The organism is Georgenia sp. X1117 (assembly GCF_057784635.1).
Window position 1 is genome coordinate 1839051 of record NZ_CM173492.1, and the last position, 26104, is coordinate 1865154.

A 26104-nucleotide genomic window follows, 5' to 3' on the forward strand; every position below is an offset into this window, starting at 1 on the left:
GACCCGCGCCCGGTGGTGTGTGGGAGGCACTGCGCCCCCGTGGGGATCAGCTCTGGCTGGTCAGCCCCGGGTGATCAGCCCTGGGGGTGGTAGTTCACGCCCGGGTACTGCTGCTGCGGCTGCTGCTGCTGGCCGTAGTCGTAGCCCTGCTGCTGGCCCTGCGGGGCGCCGTAGCCCTGCTGGCCGTACGCCTGCTGGCCCTGCGTCGGCCCCTGGTAGCCCTGCTGGCCGTAGCCCTGCGGTGCGGTCGGTGCCGGCCGGCCGTAGCCCTGGGGTGCGCCGGCGCCCTGACCGGCCGACTGCTCGAGCTCCTCGACCTGCTCCTTGCTCAGCGCCGTCTGGGTCCCGCAGAAGGTGCACTCGAGGAAGCGCTTCGTGGAGATCGGGAAGAGCGGGAGGAAGAACAGGGTGAACTTCGTGACGAGCAGGAAGACGTGGTTGGCGGCCGGGTTGTGGCACCGGCTGCAGACGAGGTTGGTGGTCAGGACGTGTCGCCGCTTGGTGCGCGATCCCCAGATGATCATGGCTGAAGATTAGGGCGTCGCACCCCCGCGACCGTCCGTTCCGGCGGGGAGAGGTTCCCGCCGCGGCGCGGCGGGTCGTGGCCGGTCGTGCCCGGTCCCGGCCGGCCCGTCGGCGACCCGACGGTCAGTCGCCACGCTCGCGCTTCTGGCGGGCCAGCCGCAGCTCGGCCCACACGCCGCTGACGGTGCCGACGATCGCGCCGAGGATCAGCCAGCGCACCATGTCCCCGCGCCACAGCCCCCACAGCAGACCGAGGAACGCACCGATGACGACCGACAGGATCAGCTGGGACCACTTCGCGGGCAGGGGGCCACGGTCGGGGGCGTCAGGCATGGTCACGACGGTACCCGGCCGCCCCCGGGGCCACGGTCAGGGGATCTGCATCTCGCCCATCTCGTCCCAGCCCTCGCCGTCGACCTGACGGGAGATGATGCGCGGGGTGCTGACGAGGTGGGGCCGCATGGTCTCCAGCCCCGCGGCGAAGTGGTCGCTGGCCACGTGCGGGGCGGCGCCGTCGTCGGTGAACCCCTCGACGAGGACGTACTCGTCGGGGCGGTCGAGGCTGCGCGACCACTCGAAGAAGAGGTTGCCCGGCTCCTGGCGGGTCTTCTCCGTGAACTCGCGGACGATCTCGGGCCACTGCTCGACGCTCTCGGGCTTGACCGTGTACCTGACGACGATGAAGTACATCGCTGCTCCTTCTCCTGTGGTGGGTCGGCGGCGCGCCGGGAGCGCCGCGTGCACGACGAGCCTGGCACCTCGCCCGGACCGGGCGCACGCCTGCCCGCGAGGTGCGTCCGGGCCGGCCGTGGTGTGTGGGACGACCGCGGTGGACTCCCGCGGTGCGTGGGCCGGCCGCGGTGCCCGGGCACGACGGCGGGGCTCACGCTGGGGGGTGGGCCCCGCCGTCGACGGGTCGATCTGTCGGCCACCGACGGGTGGCCGGCCCCACCGGTGACGACCGCGTGGTCGTCACCGGTGGTGTGGTTCAGCGGCGGAGGCCGGGGGTGTCGGTGCCGTCCCCGTTCCAGTCGCCGATGAGGACCTCGTCGTCTGCCTGGCCGTAGGAGTAGGTCTCCTGGGCCGGTCCGCTGACGAAGTCGTTGCGCAGCAGCAGGTCCGTGCCACGCCGGATGCCCAGGGTGTCGATCCCGTCCCCGTCCCAGTCACCGACCAGGACCGTGTCCTCCGCGCGGCCGTAGTTCAGCACCTCGTGAGCGATACCGCCGGCCAGGTCGTTGCGGAAGAAGTAGGTGTTCCCACGACGCACGGCCAGGGTGTCGACCCCGTCGCCGTCCCAGTCACCCACGAGCACGACATCACCGGGCCGGCCGTAGTTGACGACCACATCGGCACGACCCGAGGAGATCGAGTTCCGCAGGTGGTAGGACGCCCCACGACGTACCGCGAAGGTGTCCGTGCGGTCCCCGTCCCAGTCACCGACCAGGATCTCGTCGCCCGCACGGCCGTAGGAGATCACCGCGTCCGCAGCACCACCGGCCAGGGAGTTGCGCACGAAGAACACGTTGCCCCGCCGCAGCGAGATCGAGTCCGCCCCGTCACCGTCCCAGTCACCGACGAAGACCTCGTCACCCGAGCGGCCGAACCGGAACACGTGCTCGTGCAGTCCACCGAAGTCGTCATCGAGGAAGAACCCCGACTCCAGCAGCGGCTCGGTCGAGAACGCGGGCACGTTGACCTGGACCTCGTGGGAGGCCTGCGCATCGTTGACCTCCAGCGAGACCGTCACCGGGAAGACCGCCTCACCCGAGTCGTAGCCAGGCACCTCGCCCTCGGCCATCGCGACGAGCTCACCATCGACGACCGCACGACCCGGCACCGCCGCGACCACACCGGTGGCCGCATCGACCGTCGCGACCGCCGAGCCCGGCACCTCACCGCCGGCCGGGACGGCCAGCTCACCATCACCGGACCACCGCGCCGAGACCGGCCAGCTCACCGGCACCCGACGCTCGTCCTGGACCACCGTCCCGTCCAGGTCCACCGATCCACCGGCCTCGACGATCGACCCACCGGTGATCTCCATCGAGTCCACCAGAGGCCGGATCTCGACCTGCGACCACTCACCCTCGGCCTCACCGGCCGCGGCCGGGTCCAGACCGATCATCGACCAGCCCGAGAACCCACCACGATCCGGTGTCGAGTTCGGCGACTTACCCACGTTGCCGTTGGTCAGGTACTCCACCCCGTCACGGGTGGACATGTCGAACGCACCGACACCCGCACCGACGAACATCGCCTCCCGGCCCGAGGCCTCGACCTCACCGAGCCAGGTCTCCAGCGTCGCCGCCTCGAGACGGTCGGCCATCGCCGACGGCGAACCCGGCAGGAAGTCCCTGGGCGGGTAGTGCGAGAACACCAGCACACCCGTGATCTCCGGATCCAGCTGAGCCAGCAGCAGCTGCTGCCGCAACATCACCATCTGACCGAAGTCATCACCCAGACGCTGCGTCGCGGAGTTGAGCGTGATGATCCGCGTCCCGGCCACGTCCCGCACCGTCGACGTCTCACCGAACTCGTCGATGAAGTTGCTGATCGGACCACCCATGATCTCGTGGTTACCCGGCACATAGATCCACGGCAGATCCGTACCACCGAGCTCCTCGTCAAGAATGAGACGCGCGAGATCAAAGTCCTCCGGCGCCGCCTCGTCCACGAAATCACCATTGATCACCAACAGGTCAGGATCCTCCGCGACGATCTCCTGCAGACCCCGACGCGCGTTGGCCACCTGCGGTGACTCCGGAGCACGCGCCACGAACTGCGCATCCGACATCACCGCCACCCGCAGACCCGAACCATCAGCCGCACCCGCCAGAGAGAGCGACGGGTCCTCCCAGACCGGGGTCGAGATCTGCTCGGTGTCCGGGGGCACGACGACCTCGAGGTCGGTGAAGGCCAGCGCGCCGGAGTAGGAGGCGGCGGAGCCGGTCTCCATGAAGCGCACGCGCTCGAGCGTGAGCGGGAACGGGACGCCGGCGGGGACGGCGAAGACGACCTCACGCCACTCGTCGGTCCAGTCGACGTACTCCTCGGTGAGGTTGCTCGGGTCGAGCTGGCGGCGCACGCCGTCGCCGTCGAGCACCTGCAGGCGGGGCCATGCCCCGTTGCCGTCGCCGCGGACCTGCATGGTCACGGCCATCGGCTGACCCGGCATCTCGATGGGTGCCGGGGCGACGCCGTAGGCGCCGCGGGTGGCCGTCGAGAGGGTGAAGTCGTAGGTCAGCTCGATGGCGCCCTGCCCCTCGGGGCCCTCGGTCGCCGCGATCGTGCCGGCGGCCCGGTCGTGCGCGAAGGTCCAGGAGGCGGCGTCGGACAGGTCGGTGACCGGCAGGCGCTCGGTGCCGACCGTGACGGGGATGCGCACCTCGTGCTCGCCGACCTGCAGCTCGACGACGGAGGCGCCCGACTCGGCCTCGGCGGTCACGGCGAAGGCGGCGGAGCCGGCGCGCTCCACGGTGAAGCCCTCACCGATGGAGGCCTCGATGTCGCGGACGTCGATCGGCGCCTCGTAGCCCTGGGCGTCGTACCCGGTGACGACGACGTTCATCGGCTCGCCGGGGCCGGCGAGCTGCATGGCGGTCTGGTCCGCGGTGATGCGCACGAGGGCGCCGAGCACGTGGACGCCGAGCTCACCGGTGGCGGTGTGGTGCTCGGTCTCCGTGGCGACGGCCACGTCGGTCGTGCCGGAGGTGCCGCCGGTGACGACGCCCTCGGCGTCGACGGTGGCCACGCCCTCGTCGGCGGACGTCCAGGAGTCGGCCGGGGTGTCGACCGCGCGCATGACCTCGTCGTAGCCCAGGGCCACGAGCTGACGGTGCAGGCCGGGGAAGACGCGGCGGGCGTTGGTCATCCGCTGCTCCGGGCGGACCGTGTAGTTGTGCACGATCCCCGAGCTCTCGCCGACGATGACGCCGATGCCGTTGGCGTCCTCCCGCTCGTGCCCGTCCGAGGGGCTGTTGACGATCTCGTCGTCCTCCTCCCCGGGGTTGGTGACGTTCATCTGGGTCGAGCCGCCACCGTCGAGGTTGAGGGCGTTGTACGAACCGATCTGCTGCATGAACAGCCCCAGCTCGTCCAGGCTCATGCCACGCGAGATCGCCTGACGGCCGTCGATGACGACCATATACAGGTGCTCGCCGGCCTCGTCCAGACCGACGGCCGTGCGGGGGGCGAGGCTCTCGTCGGTCGAGTCGTGCAGCACGCCGCCCTGGAGGAGGATCGCGTTGCCGCCGCCGTGGCCGCCGATCGCGAGGACGACCTGGTCGGCGTCGGAGCGCACCGAGTAGCTCGTCTGCAGTCGGTCGCCGACCTCGAGGCTGCTCAGCTGGTCGGCCAGGTCGCCCGCGGGGGCGACGACGACGCGCGTGTCGGCCGGGATCTCGCCCTCGCCGACCGGGCCGGCGGCCTGCGTCACCCGCGAGCTGCCGTCCACCCACACCTCGACGGCGTCCGCGCGGTCGGGCAGGGAGTTGGCACGCGCGTAGGTGCCCCAGCGGTCGTTGAAGACGCCGACGCCGGAGGTGTCCCAGGTCGAGGCGTTGACGCCCCGCAGCGGGACCTCCCAGCCGGCGTCGGGCGCCGTGGCGACGCCTTCCATGAAGACCTCGGTGATCTGCCCGATCCCACGCGAGTCGATGACCAGCGAGTTGTGCTGACCCGGGTTGGGGGAGGTGATGATGCCCGTCTCGGGGTCCACGCCCACGCCGTTGGCGGAGCCGGAGTTGTTGATGTCGAAGCCCGAGCCGTTGACGCCGGCCACGGCGTCGGCCTCGTCGATCATGTCCGAGATCGTCGAGGTCCCGGCGACCTCACCGGAGTCCATGTAGTCCAGCGAGATCGCGGGGTTGGTCAGGTCGATGTCAAGGATCGCGCCCTGCAGCCAGCCGGCCTCCTCGAGGCGGGTGAACTCGGTGAGGATCGCGCCGGGGGCGATCTGGGTGGCCTCCTGCCGGCTGACGATCGCGGTGCCCTCGTTGGACACGTCGAGGTAGTCGTCGGCGACCTCGTCCGCCTCGGGCTCGGGGGCGGCGCCGTCGGTCGGGGCCTCCGCGCCGTCGGTGGGCGACTCGGCGGCCTCGGGGGCCGGCTCGGTCGGGCTCGCCGCGGCGGGCGAGACGAGGGTGGCGGCCAGGCTCGAGGTGAGCACCAGACCGAGGACGGAGGCAGCGGTACGGGACCGCCGCCACAGAGGCACGGCAGACATGGGCGTCCTTAGGGGGAGAACCGGGAAGGGGTGCCCACATCAGACTCCAGCTCGATGACCGGCTCCTTGACCCACGGTGGACCGCAGGTGTCGTCCTCGTTGCCGGTCGACGCGGAACGCTCTCCGCGTCTGCGCAGGTGAGCGTGGGTATGAGCCGACTCACCCCGGCCACGGACCTTGGTCCCTGGGCGCCCGCCGCGCGCCCGGTCAGGGACGCGCTCCCGGCGACCCGCGCCGAACCGGACGCTGCCGGGCACGGGGCGGTCCGGCCCGGTGGGGGAGGATGGTGGGACCACGCCGGCCCGCCCCAGGGGTGCTCCGGCAGGCAGACCCCGACGACAGGAGTGAGAGCGTGAAGATCGTCGTGCTCGTCAAGCACGTCCCGGACCCCGAGGAGCCGGCGGTGCTCGCCGAGGGCTCGTGGACGCTGGTCCGCGAGGACGGCGTCCTGTCGGAGATCGACTCGCGCGCCATCGCCGTCGCCGAGGAGCTGCGCGGCGACGGGGACAGCGTGACGGCGCTGACGATGGGCCCCGACCTCGCCGAGCCCTCCCTGCGCAAGGCGCTGGCCGCGGGGGCCGACGACGCCGTGCACGTCCTCGACGACGCGCTGGTCAGCGCCGACGCCCTGACCACCGCACGGGTGCTCGCCGCGGTCGTGCGCCGCTCGGGGGCCGACCTGGTCCTGGCCGGCAACGCCGCCACCGACGGCATGGGCGGGGTCGTGCCCGCGATGGTCGCCGAGCTGCTCGGCTGGGCGCACGTCACCCACGTCGAGGACGTCTCCCTCGAGGGCGAGACCCTGGCCGGGCGTCGCGTCTCCGGCCCGGTCTCGCGCACGGTGAGCGCCCCGCTGCCGCTGGTCGCCTCGGTCGTCGAGCAGGCGGCCGAGCCGCGGATCCCCAACTTCAAGGGCCTGCGCTCGGCCCGGACCAAGCCGGTCGAGACCCTCACCCTGGCCGAGCTCGGCGTGGCGCCGACCGCCCCGGCCTGGCAGGTCACGGGCGCCGAGGCCGCGCCGAGCCGCGACCGCGGGGACCTCGTGGAGGACACCGACGAGGCCGTCGCCCGCATCCTCGCCCTGCTGGAGTCCACCGGAACGATCGGAGCCGCGAAGTGACCGTCCTCGTCCTCCTCGAGACCGTCGGCGGGCAGCCCTCCGCCGAGTCCCTCGACCTGCTGGCCCTCGCGCGCACGCTCGGCCCGGACGAGGTCGCGGCCGTCGCCGCCGCTCCCCCCGGTGAGCACGACGCGATCGCCGAGGCCGCCACCGCAGCCGGCGCCGACGTCGTGGCCCTGTCCCCCACCGCCGGCGAGGTCCTCGTCTCCCCCCTGGTCGACGCCCTCGACGACGCCGCCACCCGGCTCGGAGAGGTGTCCGCCGCGCTGGCCCCGGCCTCGTCCGACTCCCGTGAGGCCGCCGCCCGGTTCGCCGTGCGCCGCTCGGTGACGCCGCTGTGGGACGCCGACGCCGTCGCCTCGGACGGCGGGGCCGTCACCACCGGCCAGACCGTGCTGTGGGCGCAGTGGGTGGTGCGCGCGAGCGCCACGGCCGCGCCGGCGGTCGTCGTCGTCGACCCCGTGCTCGCCGGCGCTGCGACGCCCACGGGACCCGGCGAGGGGCGCCGCCTGGAGCTGGCTGCGCCGTCGAGCCCGGGGGCCGAGGTCGGCGCCCGCGAGGTGAGCGCCACCGAGGGCGGCCGGCCGGCGCTGGCCGGCAGCCCCGTCGTCGTGGCCGGGGGCCTGGGCGTGGGCTCGGCCGAGGAGTGGCCGGTGGTCGAGGAGCTCGCCGACGCCCTGGGTGCCGCGGTGGGGGCGACCCGGTCGGCCGTGGACGAGGGCTGGGTGCCCTTCGCCGCGCAGATCGGGCAGACCGGTGAGGTCATCGCCCCCCGCGTGTACGTGGGGCTGGGCATCTCCGGCGCCGTGCAGCACACCTCGGGGATGCAGCGCTCCGGGACGATCATCGCCATCAACGACGACGAGGACTCCCCCATCTTCGAGATCGCCGACCTCGGCGTGGTGGGCGACCTCCACGACGTGGTGCCGGCGCTGCTCGAGGCCCTCCGCGCCCGCGGCTGAGCGCCGCACGCCCCGCGGTCCGGCCCTGCGCCGCACCGCACACTCAGCGAGACATTGCCTTGTGTCTCGAACCCATGGGCTGCGGGCATGCTCTCGAGACACAACCCATTGTCTCGATGCAGGAGGTGGCACAGAGCGATCGGAGCAGGGCGTGCGCGCAGAGGCGTGGGCGCAGGTGGGCGCAGGGGGTGGGCGCCGAGGGATGCAGGAGGGGCGCTGAGGCCCGCGCGGGGAGCCGCTAGTTGCCCTGACCAAGCGGGAGGTCGTGGGCCTGGGCGACCCCGGCGTGCCGGACCGCGCCGGCGTGGGTGTTGAGCCCCTGGGCGAGCGCCGGGTCGGCGTCCAGCGCCGCACGCCAGCCGCCCTCCTCCGACAGCGCCTGCACGTACGGCAGGGTGAGCGAGGTCAGCGCGAAGGTCGACGTGCGCGGGTAGGCCGCCGGCATGTTGGCCACGGCGTACACGGTGACGTCCCCGACGCGGTAGGTGGGCTCGGAGTGCGTCGTGGGCCGGGAGACCTCGAAGCACCCGCCCTGGTCGACGGAGATGTCCACCAGCGCGGCACCGGGGCGCATCGAGTCGACGAGCTCGCGACTGACGAGCCGGGGCGTGTGCGCGCCGGGCACGAGCACGGTGCCCACCACCAGGTCCGCGCGCTGCACGGCCTCCTCGATGGCCTGCGCGGTGGCGGCGAGCGTGCGCACGCCGGGCCCGAAGGTGTCGTCGAGGCGCCGCAGCGCCGGGACGTGGGTGTCGAAGACCGTCACCGCGGCGTGCATGCCGTGCGCGAACGTCGCCGTCCCGGTGCCCGCGACGCCGGCCCCCAGGACCACGACCTCGGCGGGCGCGACGCCGGCGATGCCGCCCATGAGTACCCCGGTCCCGCCCCGGGTGGCGTCGAGCAGGTTCGCCCCGACGATGCCCGCCATCCGCCCGGCGATCTGGGACATCGGCGCGAGCAGCGGCAGCCGGCCGTCGGCGCCCTGGACCGTCTCGTAGGAGATGGCGGTGGTCCCGGCCGTCAGCAGCTGCTCGGTCAGGGGACGGTCGGCCGCCAGGTGCAGGTAGGTGAACAGCACCTGGTCCTCGCGCAGGAACCCGTACTCCTCCGCCACGGGCTCCTTGACCTTGACGACGAGGTCCGCGGCCCAGGCGTCGGCCGGGTCGGACACCAGGGTGGCGCCGGCATCCGCGTAGTCCTCGTCGGTCAGCCCCGAGACGGCGCCGGCGCCGCGCTGGACGAGCACGGTGCGGCCGGCGGAGACGAGCTCCTGCACCCCGGCCGGCGTGAGGCCGACGCGCCCCTCGTGGTCGAGGACCTCGGTGGGGACTCCGATGCGCATGCTCTGCTCCGACTCGACGGGCGGGGCCCGGGCCCCGCGTGACCTGGGGCGAGATCGCCCCGAAGACGAGGGGCCAGCCTAGTGGCGCCGACCGGCGGCGGTCGCGGCGAGCTCAGGGTCCGCCGGCTGCGGTTTGCGCCGCACGTGCAGCTGCTTGCGCACACGCGCGACGACGGTGCCGTCGGTGGCGACGACCTCGGTGCTCAACCAGTGCAGGTGGGCGCCGCCGTCGGCCGCACCCGCGCGGATCTGCTCGAGCAGCTCGTCGGTCACGTGGAACTCCGCCTCCACCGCGGTGCGGCCGGGCCGCAGGTAGTCCACCTCGCCGCGCTTGTCCCACACGGTGTACTCCGGCCCCAGCGCCCGGGAGACGAGGAGCATCCAGAACGGGTCCGTCATCGAGTACAGCGAGCCGCCGAACTGCGTGCCGACGTAGTTCGACGTCAGCGGGTTCTTCGCGAGCCGCACGCGCGCGTGACGGGCGTCGGGCGAGAGGTGGGTGATGCGGATCCCCGCGAACAGCAGCGGCGGCCAGAGGTTCATCCCCAGGCGCAGGAACGTCGGTGAGCCGACGAGTCGGTCGAGGTCGGCGTAGGTCGGCAGCTTCGGCGGGCGCAACGCAGGCATGGTCCATCCTCGCCCGGCCGGCCGCTCCCCCGCAGCCCGATCGCCCGCTCCCCCGCAGCCCGAAAGCCGGCAGCCCGCCCCTCGCGGCCCAGACCCCGCAGCCCGGCCCCCGGGGCCTCCCCGCTGCAGCCCCGCCCCCGGCGGGTCAGCGCCTGCCGCGTTCGTACCGGTCGCGCCGGGCCTGGTCGCCGAGGAAGACCTGCACGAGCACCCGGGCGCCGAGGGTGAAGGCGAACAGCAGCAGTGCCGCGCCCACCGCCGGCAGCACCCGGATCCCCTCGGCGAGGTCGGGTCCGCCGGAGGTGGCGATGAGCATCGTGCCCGCCAGGCCGAGCGCGGCCGCCAGCACGGCGACGATGAGCTGCTGGACGATGCCGGTGACGAAGGCCCGGTCGTCGTCGTGGCCGAGCACGCGGGTGTTGATGGTGAACCGTCCCGCCTCGAGGTCCTCGGTGATCCGGTTGAGGCGCCGCGGCATGCGCTGCAGCATCGGCAGGAGCGCCGCGACCTGCGAGATCAGCCCGTCCTTGAGCGCCTGCGGGCTCAGCTTCTCCCGGGACAGCGTGCGCCCCTCGGCGCGGGCGGCGGAGACGAGGTCGAGGTCGCTGCGCAGCAGTGCGAGGGTGCCCTCCAGCGCCCCGAGCGCCCGGAAGGCACCGGCCAGCTGCGGCGGGACGGAGAACCGGTGACGGATGACGATGGAGAGCAGGTCGCCGAACAGCGCCGCCGGCACCGGGCCGGACCCGGACAGGCGGGTGAGCAGCTGCCCGACCTCGCGCTCGAGGGCCCGGTCGTCGAGACCGGCGGGGCGGTCGAGGAGGTCGACGAGCGCGTCGGTGGCGGCCACGGCGTCAGCCCGCTCGACGGCGGTCAGCACCATCCCCAGGGCCGAGCGCGACCCGGAGTCCAGCCGCCCGACCGAGCCCAGGTCGAGCAGGGCGAGCGTCCCGTCGGGCCGGAGCATGACGTTGCCGGCGTGCAGGTCGGCGTGGAAGACCCCGGTGACCAGCACCTGCCGCAGGATCGTGCCGACCAGCGCCTGCGCGAGCGCGTCGCGCCGCTCCTGGCTCAGGGCCGCCACGTCGCCCGGGCGCGCCGACAGCGGGCCGCCGTCGATCCGTTCCATCACCAGCAGCGTGCGCGAGCTGATCTCGGCGTGGGCGCGGGGGACGTGGACGAGGTCGGAGGTCGTCGAGGCCTCGACGGCGGCCATGTTGGCGAGCTCGACGCCGTAGTCGAGCTCCTCGTCGAGGGAGTCGGCGAATCCTCGGGCCAGGGAGCGCAGGCCGAGGTTGCGCCCCCAGCTCGTGGTGCGGTCGAGCCGGTCGGCCAGCCGCAGGACGATGTCCATGTCACCGGTGACCTGCGCGCGGGCGCCGGGTCGCTGGATCTTCAGCACCACATCGGAGCCGTCGTGCAGGCGCCCGGTGTGCACCTGGGCGACCGAGGCCGCGGCGAGCGGGACGGTGTCGACGTGCGCGAAGACCTCCTCGAGCGGTCGGCCCAGGGCCGCGTCGATCGCCGGGCGGATCTCCTCCCAGGACACCGCCGGGACGTCGGAGTGCAGCCGGGAGAGCTCGTCGATCACGGAGGCCGGCAGCAGGTCGGCCCGGGTGGACAGCGTCTGCCCGAGCTTGACGAAGGTGACCCCCGCGTCCTCGAGCGCCCGGCGCAGCGCTCGGGCCGTGGTGCTGGGTGCCTCGGCGTCGTGCCCCCGCCGGGGCATGCGGGGCCGGAGCCAGGCGACCAGCCCGTGGCGGGCGGCGATCCGCACGACCTCGGTGTAGCGGCGGGTGCGGCGCAGCCGGGCGGGGGTGCCGCGCACGAAGGCCAGCGGGGAGGGCAGGGCGCCGGTGGGTAGGAGGGCCTCGAGCACGGCCAGCACCATGATCTCCAGGACGAGGAGCCAGCCGGCCCCCAGGACCACGACGACGACCAGCGCCGTCGGGTCGGCGCCGGCCGGGTCCAGCTGGGTGGGACCCAGGTGCAGGCCCTCCATCACCTGCCGGATGAGGACGGTGCCGAGGGAGTTGCCGAGCAGGGCGACGATGATGGTGCGCGGCCAGCCCACGGGCGCGCCCAGCAGCCGGCGTGCCACCACCGCGACGATCAGCGCGTTGACGACCGTCGTGGCGACGACGACGACCAGCCCCAGGACCGAACTCATGGGTGCCAGTGTGGCGGAAGTCGCCGCGGAGGTGCGGCGGGCGGGCTACCGCCCCGGGCGCATGAAGTCGACGTCGGTGAAGGATCGTTCGCCGGCGACCGCCTGGGCGAGCAGCTCGCCCACCGCGGGGGCGTGCTTGTGGCCGTGGCCGGAGTCGCCGCCCGCGACGAGCACCCGCTCCCGCCCGGGGAGGCGCCCGACGACGAACTGCCCGTCCGGCGAGCGGGTGTACATGCAGGCCACTCCGGAGCGCGGGACCGGCTCGACGGCGGGGTAGGCCAGGCGGGCGGCCGCGCCCAGCGCCGCGGCGTCGCGCCCGGGCGCGATGGAGCGGTCGAGGTGGTCGGGCTCAGCGTCGGAGAATCCCAGGTCGGCGGAGCCGTCGTCGTCGAGGCCGAGCTTGACGTCGAAGCCGTCGCGCTGGCCCGGCCGCGAGGAGCCGTGCCCCCACAGGCACCGGCCGTCGTCGAGCTCGCGGATGACGACGGGGAAGCGGGCGAGGTCGAGGATCCCGCCCGGGTCGGTCGCCGCCCGCTCGCGCCCGGTGAACCAGAACATCGGCACCCGGCGGGGCTGCAGCGGCAGGCCCGTGAGCGCGCCGGTCCAGGCCCCGGCGGCGAGCACGACCTGGCGGGCGCGCACCGCCCCGCCGCCGGCGAGCCGGACGAGCACGCCGCCCGACTCCTCCTCGACGCTCTCGACGCGGGCCCGGACCGTGCGGGCCCCGGCCGTGCGGGCGGCGTCGACGGCGGCCCGCACCCCGGCCTCGGGCCTGGCGATGCCTGCGCCGGGGTCGAGGACGCCGTCGTGGTCGTCCGCCGTCGTGGCCAGGACGGGGAAGCGTTCACGCACCTCGGGGGCCGTCAGGACCTCGAGGTCGCGTCCGGCGGCCTCCCCCGCGGCGAGGACACCCGCGACGACGCGGCCGTGCCGCGGCCCGACCATGACCCCGCCGGTGAGCGTGAGCAGCTCGGTGCCGCTCGCCTGCTCGAGCTCGCGCCACAGCTCGCGGGCGCGGACGGCGACCGGCGTCAGCCCGGGGTGCTCGAGGCACAGCTCGCGGAAGAGCCGGGTGCGGCCGTGGGTGGAGCCCAGGGCGTGGCCGACAGCGAACTGCTCGATCCCGACGGCGTCGACCCCGCGCGCGGCGAGGCGCCACAGCGCCTGGGAGCCCCAGGCGCCGAGGCCGACGACGGCGACGTCGGTGGTGACGATGCCGTCGGGGGCGGCTGCGGTGGTGAGGGGGTCGGTCGCGGTCTCGGTCGGCTGTGGATCAGCTGCGGGCACGCGTCGAGTTTTCCACCGCGAGGCCGCTCTCGTTGTGCGGGGGCCTGGTCGTGACCACGATGGGAGACGGACGGCGGTGGCTGGCGCAGGCGCGGTCCGAACGGACGACCGACCTGACGGAGGCGACATGCACGACGATCCATCGGCCGCGCGGCGCGGCGACCGGCCCGACGACGCGCAGGACGGCCCGGTGGGAGCGCCCGACCAGGGCCTGAACGCGGACCAGGCAGACGAGCTGCTGGACGAGCTGCGGGACGCGATGCGACGGTTCGGGCTCCCCGTGGACGAGCAGCGGGCGGAGCTCGAGGCGAAGGTCGCGGCAGCCGGCACGGACGGTGCTGCCGCGGAGGGCAGGGCCTGGCTGGAGCTCGCCGCGTTCCACCACAGCCACGGGGACATCGACGACGCGGGCGGAGCGGTGGGACGCGCTATCGCCGGCCTCAGGGCAGCGGGAGGTCCGGCGCGCGAGCTCGGCCGCGCCTGGCGACTGCTCGGGGACATCCACCGTGCGGGCGGATCCACCCGTGCCTCGCTGTCCGCCTACCAGCGCGCCCTCACCGCCTGGGGTGAGGAGGGGACGTCGACGGGCGAGCGCGGCGGTGTCGTCCACCGCATCGGCCGCACGCTCGACGAGCTCGGCGAGCCCGCGGGCGCCCTCGAGCACCTCGAGCGGGCCCGCCGCATGTTCGCCGGTGACCCGGACCGGTCCTGGGAGGAGTTCGCGGTGCTCGAGGACCTCGCCGCGGTCCACGCGGGCACGGGTGACCACGCCGCGGCCGAGGGCGTCTTCCGTCCTGTCGTCGATGCGCTTCGCGCGCGGGAGGAGGACCTCGACCTGCTGGCGCGGGGGCTGGCCGGGCTGGGCGCGGGACTGCACGGCCAGGGTCGGTACGAGGAGGCGGTGGCCGCCTACGAGGAGGCCCTCGAGCTCGTCGTCGGCGACGAGGAGCTCATCGACCTCGAGGTGGAGCTCAACTACTCGCTCGCCGACCCACTTCGTTCCCTGGGCCGCGAGCAGGACGCCCTCGCCGCGGAGGATCGCGGCGAGATGGCCGAGGAGATGGCGCTCAGGCTCGAGGAGGAGGAGCTGGAGCTCGCGCAGGAGGAGCTGGGGCTCCTGCAGGAGGAGCTGGAGGACCGCATCCAGGTCCTGCGGAGGTCGCTCGGCGACTGGGACGAGTGAACGCCGCCACGGCGTTGGCTCGCCCCGCCCCTCCGGCGAGGCTCCACCGGGAGTCGCGGAGGGAGCCTCAGCGGCGGCCGAGGATCCGGTCCAGCAGGCTGCGTCGCTTCCGGCCAGGGCCGGTATCACCCGACGACGGCGCCTGCCCAGAGGCGGCCCCGCCTGCCGTCCCAGGACCGCCTCCCCGGCCGGCTCCACCGGCGGGCGCCGGCCCGTACAGGTCGAGCTCGGCCCACAGCAGCGCGTCGTCGAAGGTCACGCCCGTCGTCCGCTCGAGCAGGTTCATCAGGGCGTCCTCGTCGAGCGGGTCGAGGTCGAGCCCGGCCTCGGCCGGGTGCGGCTCGCCGGAGTCCGCGTCGAGCTCCCCGGCCACGGAGCGCAGCTCGCGGCCCGCGCCGTCGGGGTGGGTCTCCTGGAAGTGGTAGATGTCCGAGGCGCCCCCGAACATGGCGATGCGGGTGGTGCGGCCCAGCGCGGGAGCGGCGGTGAGGGCGAGCTCGAGCAGCGAGAAGTGCTCGCCGAGGACCACGGTGCCGGAGGCGACCGGGCCCACCGCGACGACGCCGGGTCCGGCCTCGGCCGCGAAGCGTGAGCTCAGCGCGTGGTCGCCGAGGACCTTCTCCCCCTGCGGTGCCAGGCCGACCGCAGCCAGGTCCGTCGGCTCGGCTCCCTCGACCACCAGAACTGCGCAGTTCCATGCCATGGGGGCGACGATAGCAAGCCGGCGCCGACTTTTCGTGACTCACGCCACCGGGTCGCGCAGGTTCTGACCGGGATGCCCCGGGTCCCGGCCGCGCGCCTGTCGTGCGTGTCTGCTCAGCCCCCGAGCAGGTCGCTGCGGCCGAACATCTCGGCGGTGGCGCGGGCCGAGGGTTGCCCGGCGTCGGGATCGGCCCCGGCGTCGAGCAGGGTGGTGACGACGTCGGTCTCACCCTTGAACAGCGCGCCGGCCAGCGGGGACTGGCCCCGGTCGTTGAGGCGGTCGACATCGGCGCCCCGCCCGGCGAGCGCCCGGACGAGGTCGGCGTGCCCGTGGTACGCGGCCAGCATGAGCAGGGTGTTGCCGCCGGGGCCGGTGAGGTCGGCCGGGGCACCGGCGTCGACGTAGGTGAGAAGGCGTTCGGCCTCGCCCTGGCGCGCGAGGTCGAGGAGCTGGTGGGCGAGCTCGACGGCCTCGTCGTCGGGTGCCGTTTCGTGGCTGTCGGTCATGGGTCGACCGTACGCGCGCCGGGGCGGGGGCCACGAAGCGTCGGGAGGATGACGGAGGTCGTCACGCGGGCGACGCGCGGACGCCGAGCCGCTCGAGGGTCGTACGCCCCATGTCCGCCATCCGCTGGTCGCGTCCGCGGTAGTACCAGTAGGCACCGGCGGCCTGCTGGAAGGCCCAGGCCTTGCCACGCTCCCACTCGGCGTCGTCCGAGCCGAGGGCGGAGCGCAGACGTGCGCGCGGGGCGTCGTCGAGCAGGTGCCAGGCGCCGACGAGGTCGAGCGCCGGGTCCGCTGCCCCGAACCCGCCGCCGTCGAGCACGCCGATGAGGCGGCCGTCCGCGACGAGCACGTTGCCCGGGATGAGGTCCGTGTGGCACATCGACTCCTCGGCCGGCCGGTCGAGCAGCCGAAATCCTGCCCAGAGCCGGCGCATGGCGGACGTGTCGAGGAGTCCCTCGGACCGGCGGATGCACGTCGCGACCCAGTCGTCGTGATCGGCGAGCCGGCCTCCGCGCCCGCCGCCGGTGAACCGTCGGCCGCGGGTCGGCCATCGGCGCAGGGCAGTGACGAGGGTCGCGAGGTCGTCGGCGAGGCCCGAGGAGCCGGACGCCGTCGTCGGTCCGGCAGGCTCACCGTCGACCCAGGTCTGGAGCAACCACGGCAACGGGTAGCCCCGGCCCGGCTCGCCGACCATGAGCGGCTCGGGTGCCGGGAACGGGATCGCCAGGCGTAGCTCGGCGCCCGCGGCGCGATGGGAACGCACTCGTCGGCCGACGACTTCCACGTCGTCACCCCGGAGGGGGAACCGGGCGGCGAGGGTGTCGCCGATGCGGAAGATCGCGTGGTCGGTGCCGCCCGCGTCGAGCCGGCTGACGGGCAGCCCGGCGTGGGCGACCGCCTGGTCCGCGATCAGCCCGGCGACCTGCTCGGCCGTGACGTGGACGTGGCCGGGGGTGGTGCTCATCCGTCGAGCGTGCGACGTCGGTCGGGCGCCGGCCAATGTTTTCGGCGTCGGGGGGATCACCGGACGGCGGTCATCGGTACGCCGGCCGATCCGCCGGCCCACCCGGGAACGTTCAGCCGGCGCTCGGGTAGGGCACGTCGGCCCGTGCGCAGAGCCGCCGGTAGGCGCGCGCCATGTAGATCGCGTAGGACAGCGTCGCCACCGTGCCGCCGGTCCCCGCGACGGCGAACACCACGAGCCACGAGACCTGCGGGTCGAGAGCGAGCACCCCGGCGACGACTGCGCCGGCCATCGCGACCGGCCCGAGCAGGTAGTCGATCCTGCGCCCGAGGATGCGGGCCATCGGCAGGAAGTGCGCGCCGATGACGAACACCATCAGCGGCAGCACCCATCGTCCCTGCCCGAGCACGAGCAGCACGACCGTGCCGAGGATCCAGATCGGGTGCGTCACGCTGTTGAGCTGCATCATCGCCCGGCCGAGGCGCTCGTCCTCCGCCGTCGGGACGTGCGGGAACGACGAGGCGTGGCGGATCTGCGCCACGCCCCGCACCACGAGGAGCACCGCGGCGACCAGCACCAGCGCGAGCGCCCCGGCGCCGACGTAGCCCCAGGCGAACGGCCACCAGACGGCGTAGAGGACGGCGTAGGCGCTCATCATCACCGGGAAGAAGGCGATGCCGCGGGCCGCCGATCCGAACCACTCGGGAGCCGGCCGAGTGCCGGCCTGCGCGGGCGATGCCATGCCTCCATCGTCCCAGACGGCGGGTGGTGGGCATCGCCTCACGGGGCACCACGAGGATCATCGGCCCCGAGCTCGTCCTCCGGCCCCACCGACGCGAAAAGCCCCCGACCCGGGACACATCATCCCAGGTCAGGGGCCCTATCGTCGCGTGCGCGAAGGGGGACTTGAACCCCCACGCCCTTTCGGGCACACGGACCTGAACCGTGCGCGTCTGCCAATTCCGCCACTCGCGCGAGCCGCATTCCTGCGGAGAACAGCGAGGACGACAATATCACCCGGGATCCGGCCGCCGCCCCCGGATCCCGGGCCGGGGCCCGTGATCCCGCCCACGAGCAGGGCGGCGTCCTCCCGACCCGGGGCCGCGACCGCCGTCGGGAATCCCGGCGGGCCGCACCCGGCTGCGCCGCGACGTCGGGCGTCAGTCGTTGTCCCCGCCGGTGTCGTCGGTCGACCCGAGCCGCACCTCCTCGCCGCGGCTGTTCGTGAACCGCCACTCGGCGACCTCGGGCAGGTCCTCGCCGTGGGTGCGCGCGTAGTTCCGCGCGCGCACGCGGGTGTCGAGCAGCTCCTGACGCAACCCGGCGGCCCGCTCGGCGAGGCCGGGGACGCGGTCGATGACGTCGGCGGCGAGCCGGTAGCGGTCGAGGTCGTTGACCCGGAGCATGTCGAAGGGCGTCGTCGTGCTGCCCTCCTCCTTGAATCCGCGCACGTGGATGTTGTGGTGGTTGGTGCGCCGGTAGGTGAGCCGGTGGACGAGGGCCGGGTAGCCGTGGAAGGCGAAGATCACCGGCCGGTCGGTCGTGAACAGGGCGTCGAAGTCGCGGTGGCTCATCCCGTGCGGGTGCTCCCGCTCGTCCTGCAGCCGCATGAGGTCGACGACGTTGACCACCCGGACGCGCAGGTCGGGCAGGTGCTCGGCGAGCAGGCTCGCGGCGGCGATGGCCTCCATCGTGGGGATGTCGCCGGCGCAGCCGATGACGACGTCGGGCTTCTCCCCCGCCACCTCGGTGCCGGCCCAGTCCCAGATGCCGATGCCGCGGGCGCAGTGCAGCTCGGCCTCCTCCATCGTCAGCCACTGCGGGTTCGGCTGCTTCCCCGCGACGACGACATTGACGTACCCCTTGCTGCGCAGCACGTGGTCGAAGGTCGACAGCAGGGTGTTGGCGTCCGGCGGCAGGTAGATGCGCGTGACGTCGGCGGTCTTGTTCATCACCACGTCGAGGAAGCCGGGGTCCTGGTGGGAGAACCCGTTGTGGTCCTGGCGCCACACGTGCGAGGACAGGAGGTAGTTGAGCGAGGGGATCGGCACCCGCCACGGGATGTCCAGGCTGGCGTCGAGCCACTTCGCGTGCTGGTTGAACATCGAGTCGACGATGTGGACGAACGCCTCGTAGCTGTTGAGCACGCCGTGCCGGCCCGTGAGCAGGTAGCCCTCGAGCCAGCCCTGCACCTGGTGCTCGGAGAGCACCTCCATCACGCGCCCGGTCCGGGACAGGTCGACGTCGGTGTCCACGATCTCGCCCTGCCAGGTCTTGCCCGCGACGTCGACGGTCGCCGACAGTCGGTTCGACGCCGTCTCGTCCGGACCGAAGACCCGGAAGTTCGTGGCGTTGCGCTCGATCACCTCCGCCAGCCAGGCGCCGAGGGTGCGCGTCGCCTCGCCCATGGTGCCGCCGGGCGCGGGGACGTCGACGGCGTGGTCGCGGAAGTCGGGCAGGTCGAGGTCGCGGGTGAGCGAGCCGCCGTTGGCGTGGGGGTTGGCGCTCATCCGTCGCGTGCCGACGGGGTTGTTGCGGGCGACGGTCTGGGCGATGCGGCCCTCGTCGTCGAACAGCTCGTCGGGCCGGTAGCTGCGCATCCAGTCCTCGAGGAGCCGCGTGTACTCGGCGTTGCCGCGCACGTGGTTCATCGGGACCTGGTGGCTGCGCCACGTGCCCTCGACCTGCTGGCCGTCGATCTCCTTGGGGCCCGTCCAGCCCTTCGGCGTGCGGAAGACGATCATCGGCCAGCGGGGCCGCTCGGTCAGCGAGCCGTCGGCGGCGCGGGCGCGGATGTCGGCGATCTCGTCGAGGACGGTGGCGAGCAGCGCGCCGAAGCGCCGGTGGGTGTCGGCGGGGTCCTCGTCGTCGAAGCCGCCCTCGAAGAAGTGCGGGTGGTGGCCGTAGCCGACGAGCAACGCCTCGAGCTCGTCCCTCGGGATGCGGTCGAACAGGGTGGGGTTGGCGATCTTGTAGCCGTTGAGGTGGAGGATCGGCAGCACGGTGCCGTCGACGGTCGGATCGAGGAACTTGTTGGAGTGCCAGGCGGTGGCCAGGGGGCCGGTCTCCGCCTCGCCGTCGCCGATGACGGCCACGGCGATCATGCCTGGGTTGTCGAAGGCCGCCCCGTAGGCGTGGGAGAGGACGTAACCGAGCTCGCCGCCCTCGTGGATGGACCCCGGGGTCTCTGGCGCGACGTGGCTGGGGACGCCGCCGGGGAAGGAGAACTGGCGGAAGAGCTCGTGCACACCCCGGGCATCCGGGCCGACGTGCGAGTACACCTCCGAGTACGTGCCCTCGAGCCAGGCGGCCGCCACGAGCGACGGGCCGCCGTGGCCGGGTCCGCTGAGGTAGATGGCGTCGAGGTCGCGCTTGATGATCTGGTGGTTGAGGTGGGCGTAGAGGAAGTTCTGCCCCGGCGAGGTGCCCCAGTGCCCCAGCAGGCGGGGCTTGATGTCCTCGGCCTCCAGCGGACGGCCCAGCAGGGCGTTGTCCATGAGGTAGATCTGGCCCACGGCCAGGTAGTTGGCGGCGCGCCACCAGGCGTCGACGGCCTCGACGGTGGCGTCGTCCAGCCGGTAGGTCGCGGTCTCGTTCTCGGCGGTCGTACCGGTGGTGAGATCCATACCACCAGCCTGGTGCCTCCGGGGACGACGCGCCACCCGTCGGTGCGCGCCCGCCGGGCAGGTCCCTGCTCGACCGCCGGTGGTGCGGGGATGACGGACGGGGGCCGGCAGCTGTGCTGCCGGCCCCCGTCCGGGCCCGCGTGAAGCCCCTCAGCGACGCGCGGGCCGCTGAGGCTCGATCACTCCCCGGCGGTCGCCCGGCGACGCAGCGCCAGGCCCCCGGTCCCAAGAGCGACGAGCAGGGCTGCGACGAGCAGCAGGGTCATCACCGCACCCGCACCGGTGTCCGGCAGCGGGCCGGCGGGGACCTGCGGCGTCGGGGCAGGGGCCGGGGTGGTGCCACCCGGGACCGTGACCGTCACGCTGTCCTCGTCCTCGACCGGGTCCCCGTCACCGGGCGGGGTGCCGTGGGCGGTGGCCGTGTTGTCCACGGTCCCCCGCGCCACGTCGTCCGCCGTGGGCTCGTAGGTCGCGGTCGCGATCGCCGTCTCGCCCGGGGCCAGCACGCCCGGCGCACCCGGCCAGTCGTAGCTGATCTCGGACAGGCCCTCGAGCTCGTCGGTGACGACGACGTCCGTGAGAGTGACGTTCCCGGTGTTGGTGATCTCGAAGCGGTACCCGACGGTGCCGTCCTTGACCACACCCGTCTTCACCAGCGAGATCGCGGGCTCCGGGTCCATCGGCGTGAACCAGGAGTCCTCGTCCGTCACCGGCTCGGGCACCTCACCGTCCGGGCCGACCGGCGGCACACCGGTCGCCGTGGCGGTGTTGTCGACACCGCCGGCGTCGATGTCGGCCTGGGTGAGCTCGTAGGTGGCGAACGCACTCACGGACTCGCCCGGGGCCAGCACACCGGGCACGCCCGGCCACTCGCCGAAGGTGATCTCCGACAGACCCGGCAGGGGGTCGGTCACCGTCACGTCGTCGAGCGTGACGTTGCCGGTGTTGGCCACGATGAGCTCGTAGCTCACCGTGCCGTCCTCGACGACGCCCGACTTGACGATGTGGATCGACGGCGTGGCCGGGGTGGGGGTGACCACCTCGTCCGGGTCCTCGACGGGCTCCTCCGGGTTTTCCGGGTCGGGGCTCGGCGGGGTGCCGGTGGCCAGGGCGTGGTTGACGACCTGACCGGCGTCGACGTCGGCCTGCGTGAGGACGTAGGTCGCCGTCGCCGTCACCGTCTCACCCGGGGACAGCACCCCGGACACACCCGGCCAGTCGTACGTCAGGTCGGACAGACCCTCGAGCTCGTCGACGACGACCACATCGGTCAGCGTCACGTTGCCCGTGTTCGTGGCCACGAAGGTGTAGGACACCTCGTCACCGACGACAGGTCGGTCCGCGTTCGCCAGCTCGCTGGTCTTGACCAGCTCGATGGCCGGGTCTGCCTCCGTGGTCGGGACCGTCTCCTCGTCCTCGTCGGTCACCGGGTCCGGCTCCTCGCCGTCGGGGCCCGTCGGGGGCACACCCGTCGCCGTGGCGACGTTGTCGACCTGACCAGCGTCGACGTCGGCCTGCGTGAGGACGTACGTCGCCGTGGCGGTGACGGTCTGTCCGGGGGCGAGGGTGCCCTCGATCCCCGGCCAGTCGCCGAAGGTGACCTCGGAGAGGCCCTCGAGCGGATCGGTGACGTCGACATCCGTCAGGGTGACGTTGCCGGTGTTCTCGACCGTGAACTCGTAGGTGACGGTGTCACCGACCTCGCCGGCCTGGTCGCCCAGGGAGCCGACCTTCGCCAGGGCGATGGACGGGTCGTGCGGGGTCGGGGTGTTCTCCTCGTCCGGATCCTCCACGGGCTCGGAGGGGTCCTCCGGGTCCGGGCTCGGTGGGTTGCCGGTCGCGAGCGCGGCGTTGTGCACCTCGCCGCGGTCGATGTCGGCCTGCGTGAGGACGTAGGTCGCCGTCGCCGTGACCGACTCACCCGGGGACAGCACCCCGGACACACCCGGCCAGTCGTACGTCAGGTCGGACAGACCCTCGAGCTCGTCGACGACGACCACATCGGTCAGCGTCACGTTGCCCGTGTTCGTGGCCACGAAGGTGTAGGACACCTCGTCGCCGGCCACGACCTCGGTCGCGATCTCCGAGGTCTTCTCCAGCACGATCGCCGGGTCGGCCTCCGTCGTCGGGACGGTCTCCTCGTCCTCGTCGGTCACCGGGTCCGGCTCCTCGCCGTCCGGGCCCGTCGGGGGCACACCCGTCGCCGTGGCGACGTTGTCGACCTGCCCGGCATCGACGTCGGCCTGCGTCAGCACGTAGGTCGCCGTCGCCGTCACCGACTCGCCCGGCGCGAGCGAGCCTTCGACGCCCGGCCACGCACCGAAGGTGAGCTCGGACAGACCCGGCAGCGGGTCCGCCAGCGTGACCTCGGTCAGCGTGACGTTGCCGGTGTTCTCGACGACGAAGGTGTAGGTCACCTCGTCACCCACGAGGCCCGTGGCGTCCTCGGCCAGCGCACCAGACTTGGCGACCGAGATCGCCGGCTCCTGCGGGACCGGGGTCAGCTCCTCGTCCGGGTCCTCGACCGGGTCGGACGGGTTGTCCGGGTCCGGGCTCGGCGGGGTGCCCGTCGCCAGTGCGGCGTTGGCCACCTCACCTCGGTCGATGTCGACCTGCGTGAGCACGTAGGTCGCCGTCGCCGCCACCGACTCGCCGGGGGCGAGAGCACCGGTGACGCCGCTGGGCCAGGTGCCGTACTCGAGCTCCGAGAGGCCCGGGAGCGGGTCCTCGATCGTCACGTCCGTCAGGGTGACGTTGCCCGTGTTGGTCGCGGTGAACGTGTAGGCGATCTCGTCACCGGCCACGACCTCGGTCGCGATCTCCGAGGTCTTGACCAGCACGATCGCCGGGTCGGCCTCCGTCGTCGGGACGGTCTCCTCGTCCTCGTCGGTCACCGGGTCCGGCTCCTCGCCGTCCGGGCCCGTCGGGGGCACACCCGTCGCCGTGGCGACGTTGTCGACCTGACCAGCGTCGACGTCGGCCTGCGTGAGGACGTACGTCGCCGTCGCGGTGACCGTGTCACCCGGGGCCAGCACGCCCTCATCGCCCGGCCACGCACCGAAGGTGAGCTCGGACAGACCCGGCAGCGGGTCCGCCAGCGTGACCTCGGTCAGCGTGACGTTGCCGATGTTCTCGACGACGAAGGTGTACTCCACCTGGTCACCGGCGACGCCGGCGGCCCCGTCGGCCAGCGCACCCGTCTTGAGGACGGAGATTGCCGGGTCGTGGCGGACGGGGGTGGTCTCCTCGTCGGGGTCCTCGACGGGCTCGGACGGGTTCTCCGGGTCCGGGCTCGGCGGGGTGCCGGTCGCGAGCGCGGCGTTGTCGACCTCGCCGCGGTCGATGTCGACCTGCGTAAGCACGTAGGTCGCCGTCGCCGTCACCGACTCGCCGGGGGCAAGGGCGCCGGTGACGCCGCTGGGCCAGGTGCCGTACTCGAGCTCCGAGAGGCCCGGGAGCGGGTCCTCGATCGTCACGTCCGTCAGGGTGACGTTGCCCGTGTTGGTCGCGGTGAACGTGTAGGCGATCTCGTCACCGGCCACGACCTCGGTCGCGATCTCCGAGGTCTTGACCAGCACGATCGCCGGGTCGGCCTCCGTCGTCGGGACGGTCTCCTCGTCCTCGTCGGTCACCGGGTCCGGCTCCTCGCCGTCCGGGCCCGTCGGGGGCACACCCGTCGCCGTGGCGACGTTGTCGACCTGACCAGCGTCGACGTCGGCCTGCGTGAGGACGTACGTCGCCGTCGCGGTGACCGTGTCACCCGGGGCCAGCACGCCCTCATCGCCCGGCCACGCACCGAAGGTGAGCTCGGACAGACCCGGCAGCGGGTCCGCCAGCGTGACCTCGGTCAGCGTGACGTTGCCGATGTTCTCGACGACGAAGGTGTACTCCACCTGGTCACCGGCGACGCCGGCGGCCCCGTCGGCCAGCGCACCAGACTTGACGATGGCGATCGCCGGGTCGTGGTCGACCGGGATGAACCAGTCATCGGTGTCGGTGACGGGGTCACCCGCGGGTGTGGTGCCGTCGGCGTTGGCAGTGTTGTCCACGCCGCCGGCGGTGACGTCGCCCTGGGTGAGGGCGTAGGTGGCGGTCGCGCGGACCGTCTCGCCGGGCTCGAGGACGCCCTCGGCGCCGGGCCAGGTGTAGCTCAGCGCGGACAGACCCTCGAGCGGGTCGGTGATGGTCACGCCGGTGAGCGTGACGTTGCCGGTGTTGGTGGCGGCGAAGGAGTAGGTGACCTCGTCGCCCGCGACGCCCTCGGCGTCGTCGGCGAGCGCGCCGGTCTTCGCCAGGGTGATCTCGCCGGTGCCCACGGTGGTGGGGACGTTCTCCGAGGCGGTGTCGTCGACCGTGGATCCACCGGGCGAGGTGCCGACGACGGTGGCGGTGTTGTCGACGGAACCACGGTTCACGTCGGCCTGGGTGAGGGTGTAGCTGGCCGTCGCGGTGACGGACTCGCCTCGCTGCAGCACGTTCGGGGCGCCGGGCCAGTTGCTGTACGTGATGGCCGAGAGTCCCTCGAGCGGGTCGGTGATCTCGACGCCGGTCAGTGCGGTGGTGCCGGTGTTCGTCACCTCGAAGGTGTAGGTGACGACGTCGCCGACGGCACCGGGTCCGTCGAGGGTGCCGGTCTTGGTCAGGGTGATCGCGGGTGCCGGGTCGGGCATGTCGACCGTGGCCGGGTCCTCGTCACTCACCCGGGAACCGGCGGGGGGCTGTCCGCTGGCGGTGGCCAGGTTGTCGACCTGGCCGGCGGAGACATCGGCCTCGGTCAGCTGGTAGGTGGCGGTGGCGGTCACGGTCTGACCGGGGGCGAGCACGCCCTCGGCGCCGGGCCACGTGTAGGTGAGGTCGGACAGGCCCGGCAGCGGGTCGTCGATCCGCACGTCGGTGAGGGTGACGTCGCCGGTGTTGGTGGCGGCGAAGCTGTAGTCGACGGTCTCGCCGACCTCGCCGACGGCACCCTCCTCGAGCTCGCCCTCCTTGACGAGGTCGATGGTGGCACAGCCGGTGTTGGCGATCTCGATGAGCGTGGCGGCGAGCGCGGCGAAACCGGAGGCGTAGTAGTCGTCGTCCTCCTGCGGGCCGGTGATCTGGCCCATGTGGTCGTGGAAGTCGGCGAGCGCGGAGCCGGACAGGTTGTCCGTCACGCCGATGCCGACGACGCGGGTGCCGGTCGCCTTGAGGGCGTTGGCCGACTCCACGGCGGCGGTGATCGTCGCAGTGTTGGTCGAGTTCCCCGGACCGCCGATGCCACCGCTGCCGGTGGTGTACTGCGTGGGGTTGCCGTCGGTCACGAACACCGCGGCGTCATAGGTCTCCGACGACGAGGCCAGTGCCTCGAAGGCGGCGTCCCAGTTCGTGCCGCCCTGCTGGCTCTGCGGGCGTCGGATCCCGTTGACGTGATCGACGATGGTGTCCCGGTCGTCCACCGAGGTCAGCGGGAGCGCCTGGTTGCTGCCTGCACCGGTCGCGGGTGCGTTCGTGGCGAAGTTGTGGATCGAGAGCCGGATCGGGTACCCCTGGACGGCGTCCACCAGCTGGATGACGCCGTCCCGCGACTGCTGCAGCTGCGGGTCCGTCACCGAGTTGGACAGGTCGAGGCTGATGGCCAGGTCCATCGACGGGGTGCACACCGCAGGGTCGAGCGGGGGGTTGGGGGCAGGGTCGACCGTCGAACGGACGGCCGCGGCTGGGCCGGCGGCTCCGACGAGGACGAGCACGGCGGCCAGCAAGACCGTGAGCGCACGGCGCAACAGGTTGGGGGGACGGTGGACGCGAGGGGACGTCACGGGGGCTCCTAGAGGGGGGTGGGAGGGGACCGACCACTGGTCGATAACGACCTCATGGTAGCAAGCAGAG

17 protein-coding genes and 1 tRNA gene are annotated in these 26104 nt (G+C 73.2%); 3 read left to right on the forward strand and 15 right to left on the reverse strand.

Features of this window, described 5'->3' with window-relative positions; genetic code table 11:
- Positions 1–74 precede the first annotated feature (74 nt).
- The 4 genes from AC3D3D_RS08465 to AC3D3D_RS08480 all read right to left on the reverse strand — a co-directional run bounded on the left by AC3D3D_RS08465 (position 75) and on the right by AC3D3D_RS08480 (position 5752).
- Entirely contained in the window at positions 75–524 is a 450-nt protein-coding gene (locus tag AC3D3D_RS08465) for a zinc ribbon domain-containing protein (RefSeq protein WP_463663186.1), read from the reverse strand.
- Positions 525–648: 124 nt separating this feature from the next.
- The gene (locus AC3D3D_RS08470) at positions 649–858 is read right to left on the reverse strand and encodes a hypothetical protein (protein ID WP_463663187.1); all 210 of its coding nucleotides are present in this window, start codon (positions 856–858) and stop codon (positions 649–651) included.
- A gap of 36 nt (positions 859–894) precedes the next feature.
- Positions 895–1215 (reverse strand): putative quinol monooxygenase, encoded by a 321-nt coding sequence (locus tag AC3D3D_RS08475; RefSeq protein WP_463663188.1) that lies wholly within the window; start codon positions 1213–1215, stop codon positions 895–897.
- 298 nt (positions 1216–1513) lie between these two features.
- Positions 1514–5752 (reverse strand): phosphodiester glycosidase family protein, encoded by a 4239-nt coding sequence (locus tag AC3D3D_RS08480; protein ID WP_463663189.1) that lies wholly within the window; start codon positions 5750–5752, stop codon positions 1514–1516.
- A gap of 352 nt (positions 5753–6104) precedes the next feature.
- Between AC3D3D_RS08480 and AC3D3D_RS08485 the strand changes: the two genes are divergently transcribed.
- Together AC3D3D_RS08485 and AC3D3D_RS08490 are read left to right on the forward strand one after the other, a co-directional pair.
- Complete coding sequence (locus AC3D3D_RS08485; protein WP_463663190.1) at positions 6105–6872, forward strand: electron transfer flavoprotein subunit beta/FixA family protein; 768 nt, start codon at positions 6105–6107, stop codon at positions 6870–6872.
- On the forward strand, positions 6869–7834 hold the full coding sequence (locus AC3D3D_RS08490; RefSeq protein WP_463663191.1) for an electron transfer flavoprotein subunit alpha/FixB family protein: 966 nt from the start codon (positions 6869–6871) through the stop codon (positions 7832–7834). The genes AC3D3D_RS08485 and AC3D3D_RS08490 overlap by 4 nt, the downstream gene beginning before the upstream one ends.
- A 238-nt stretch (positions 7835–8072) precedes the next feature.
- On the opposite strand, the gene ald is transcribed toward AC3D3D_RS08490, so the two are convergent.
- The 4 genes from ald to solA all read right to left on the reverse strand — a co-directional run bounded on the left by ald (position 8073) and on the right by solA (position 13257).
- Positions 8073–9176, reverse strand: coding sequence for an alanine dehydrogenase (gene ald, locus AC3D3D_RS08495; protein WP_463663192.1), 1104 nt, complete (start codon positions 9174–9176; stop codon positions 8073–8075).
- A 78-nt stretch (positions 9177–9254) separates the two neighbouring features.
- On the reverse strand, positions 9255–9803 hold the full coding sequence (locus tag AC3D3D_RS08500) for a DUF4442 domain-containing protein (protein WP_463663193.1): 549 nt from the start codon (positions 9801–9803) through the stop codon (positions 9255–9257).
- A gap of 145 nt (positions 9804–9948) precedes the next feature.
- Positions 9949–11970, reverse strand: a complete 2022-nt coding sequence (locus AC3D3D_RS08505) for an ABC1 kinase family protein (RefSeq protein WP_463663194.1) — start codon at positions 11968–11970, stop codon at positions 9949–9951.
- A gap of 45 nt (positions 11971–12015) precedes the next feature.
- A complete protein-coding gene (solA, locus tag AC3D3D_RS08510) occupies positions 12016–13257 on the reverse strand; it encodes an N-methyl-L-tryptophan oxidase (protein WP_463663195.1) in 1242 nt (413 codons plus the stop codon).
- A 127-nt stretch (positions 13258–13384) separates the two neighbouring features.
- On the opposite strand from solA, the gene AC3D3D_RS08515 reads away from it, so the two are divergent.
- Complete coding sequence (locus tag AC3D3D_RS08515; RefSeq protein ID WP_463663196.1) at positions 13385–14440, forward strand: tetratricopeptide repeat protein; 1056 nt, start codon at positions 13385–13387, stop codon at positions 14438–14440.
- Positions 14441–14507: 67 nt separating this feature from the next.
- Here the strand turns inward: AC3D3D_RS08515 and AC3D3D_RS08520 are convergent, their stop codons facing one another.
- The 7 genes from AC3D3D_RS08520 to AC3D3D_RS08550 form a co-directional block, all read right to left on the reverse strand.
- Positions 14508–15143 (reverse strand): hypothetical protein, encoded by a 636-nt coding sequence (locus AC3D3D_RS08520; protein ID WP_463663197.1) that lies wholly within the window; start codon positions 15141–15143, stop codon positions 14508–14510.
- 113 nt (positions 15144–15256) lie between these two features.
- Positions 15257–15649 carry an ankyrin repeat domain-containing protein gene (locus AC3D3D_RS08525; protein WP_463663198.1) on the reverse strand — a complete coding sequence of 131 codons (393 nt, stop codon included), beginning with the start codon at positions 15647–15649 and terminating at the stop codon, positions 15257–15259.
- Between the two features lie 61 nt (positions 15650–15710).
- Positions 15711–16613 carry a phosphotransferase gene (locus tag AC3D3D_RS08530; protein ID WP_463663199.1) on the reverse strand — a complete coding sequence of 301 codons (903 nt, stop codon included), beginning with the start codon at positions 16611–16613 and terminating at the stop codon, positions 15711–15713.
- Positions 16614–16725: 112 nt separating this feature from the next.
- A complete protein-coding gene (locus AC3D3D_RS08535; protein WP_463663200.1) occupies positions 16726–17355 on the reverse strand; it encodes a hypothetical protein in 630 nt (209 codons plus the stop codon).
- 149 nt (positions 17356–17504) lie between these two features.
- A tRNA-Leu gene (locus tag AC3D3D_RS08540) sits at positions 17505–17588 on the reverse strand.
- A 185-nt stretch (positions 17589–17773) separates the two neighbouring features.
- Complete coding sequence (locus AC3D3D_RS08545; RefSeq protein WP_463663201.1) at positions 17774–20239, reverse strand: phosphoketolase family protein; 2466 nt, start codon at positions 20237–20239, stop codon at positions 17774–17776.
- Positions 20240–20418: 179 nt separating this feature from the next.
- Positions 20419–26034 carry a DUF7507 domain-containing protein gene (locus AC3D3D_RS08550; protein ID WP_488511869.1) on the reverse strand — a complete coding sequence of 1872 codons (5616 nt, stop codon included), beginning with the start codon at positions 26032–26034 and terminating at the stop codon, positions 20419–20421.
- Positions 26035–26104: the final 70 nt, after the last annotated feature.

Coding starts and splice junctions, on each gene's coding strand:
- AC3D3D_RS08465 (WP_463663186.1), bottom strand. CDS start 524: ATGATCATCTGGGGATCGCGCACCAAGCGGCGACACGTCCTGACCACC.
- AC3D3D_RS08470 (WP_463663187.1), bottom strand. CDS start 858: ATGCCTGACGCCCCCGACCGTGGCCCCCTGCCCGCGAAGTGGTCCCAG.
- AC3D3D_RS08475 (WP_463663188.1), bottom strand. CDS start 1,215: ATGTACTTCATCGTCGTCAGGTACACGGTCAAGCCCGAGAGCGTCGAG.
- AC3D3D_RS08480 (WP_463663189.1), bottom strand. CDS start 5,752: ATGTCTGCCGTGCCTCTGTGGCGGCGGTCCCGTACCGCTGCCTCCGTC.
- ald (WP_463663192.1), bottom strand. CDS start 9,176: ATGCGCATCGGAGTCCCCACCGAGGTCCTCGACCACGAGGGGCGCGTC.
- AC3D3D_RS08500 (WP_463663193.1), bottom strand. CDS start 9,803: ATGCCTGCGTTGCGCCCGCCGAAGCTGCCGACCTACGCCGACCTCGAC.
- AC3D3D_RS08505 (WP_463663194.1), bottom strand. CDS start 11,970: ATGAGTTCGGTCCTGGGGCTGGTCGTCGTCGTCGCCACGACGGTCGTC.
- AC3D3D_RS08515 (WP_463663196.1), top strand. CDS start 13,385: ATGCACGACGATCCATCGGCCGCGCGGCGCGGCGACCGGCCCGACGAC.
- AC3D3D_RS08520 (WP_463663197.1), bottom strand. CDS start 15,143: ATGGCATGGAACTGCGCAGTTCTGGTGGTCGAGGGAGCCGAGCCGACG.
- AC3D3D_RS08525 (WP_463663198.1), bottom strand. CDS start 15,649: ATGACCGACAGCCACGAAACGGCACCCGACGACGAGGCCGTCGAGCTC.
- AC3D3D_RS08530 (WP_463663199.1), bottom strand. CDS start 16,613: ATGAGCACCACCCCCGGCCACGTCCACGTCACGGCCGAGCAGGTCGCC.
- AC3D3D_RS08535 (WP_463663200.1), bottom strand. CDS start 17,355: ATGGCATCGCCCGCGCAGGCCGGCACTCGGCCGGCTCCCGAGTGGTTC.
- AC3D3D_RS08545 (WP_463663201.1), bottom strand. CDS start 20,239: ATGGATCTCACCACCGGTACGACCGCCGAGAACGAGACCGCGACCTAC.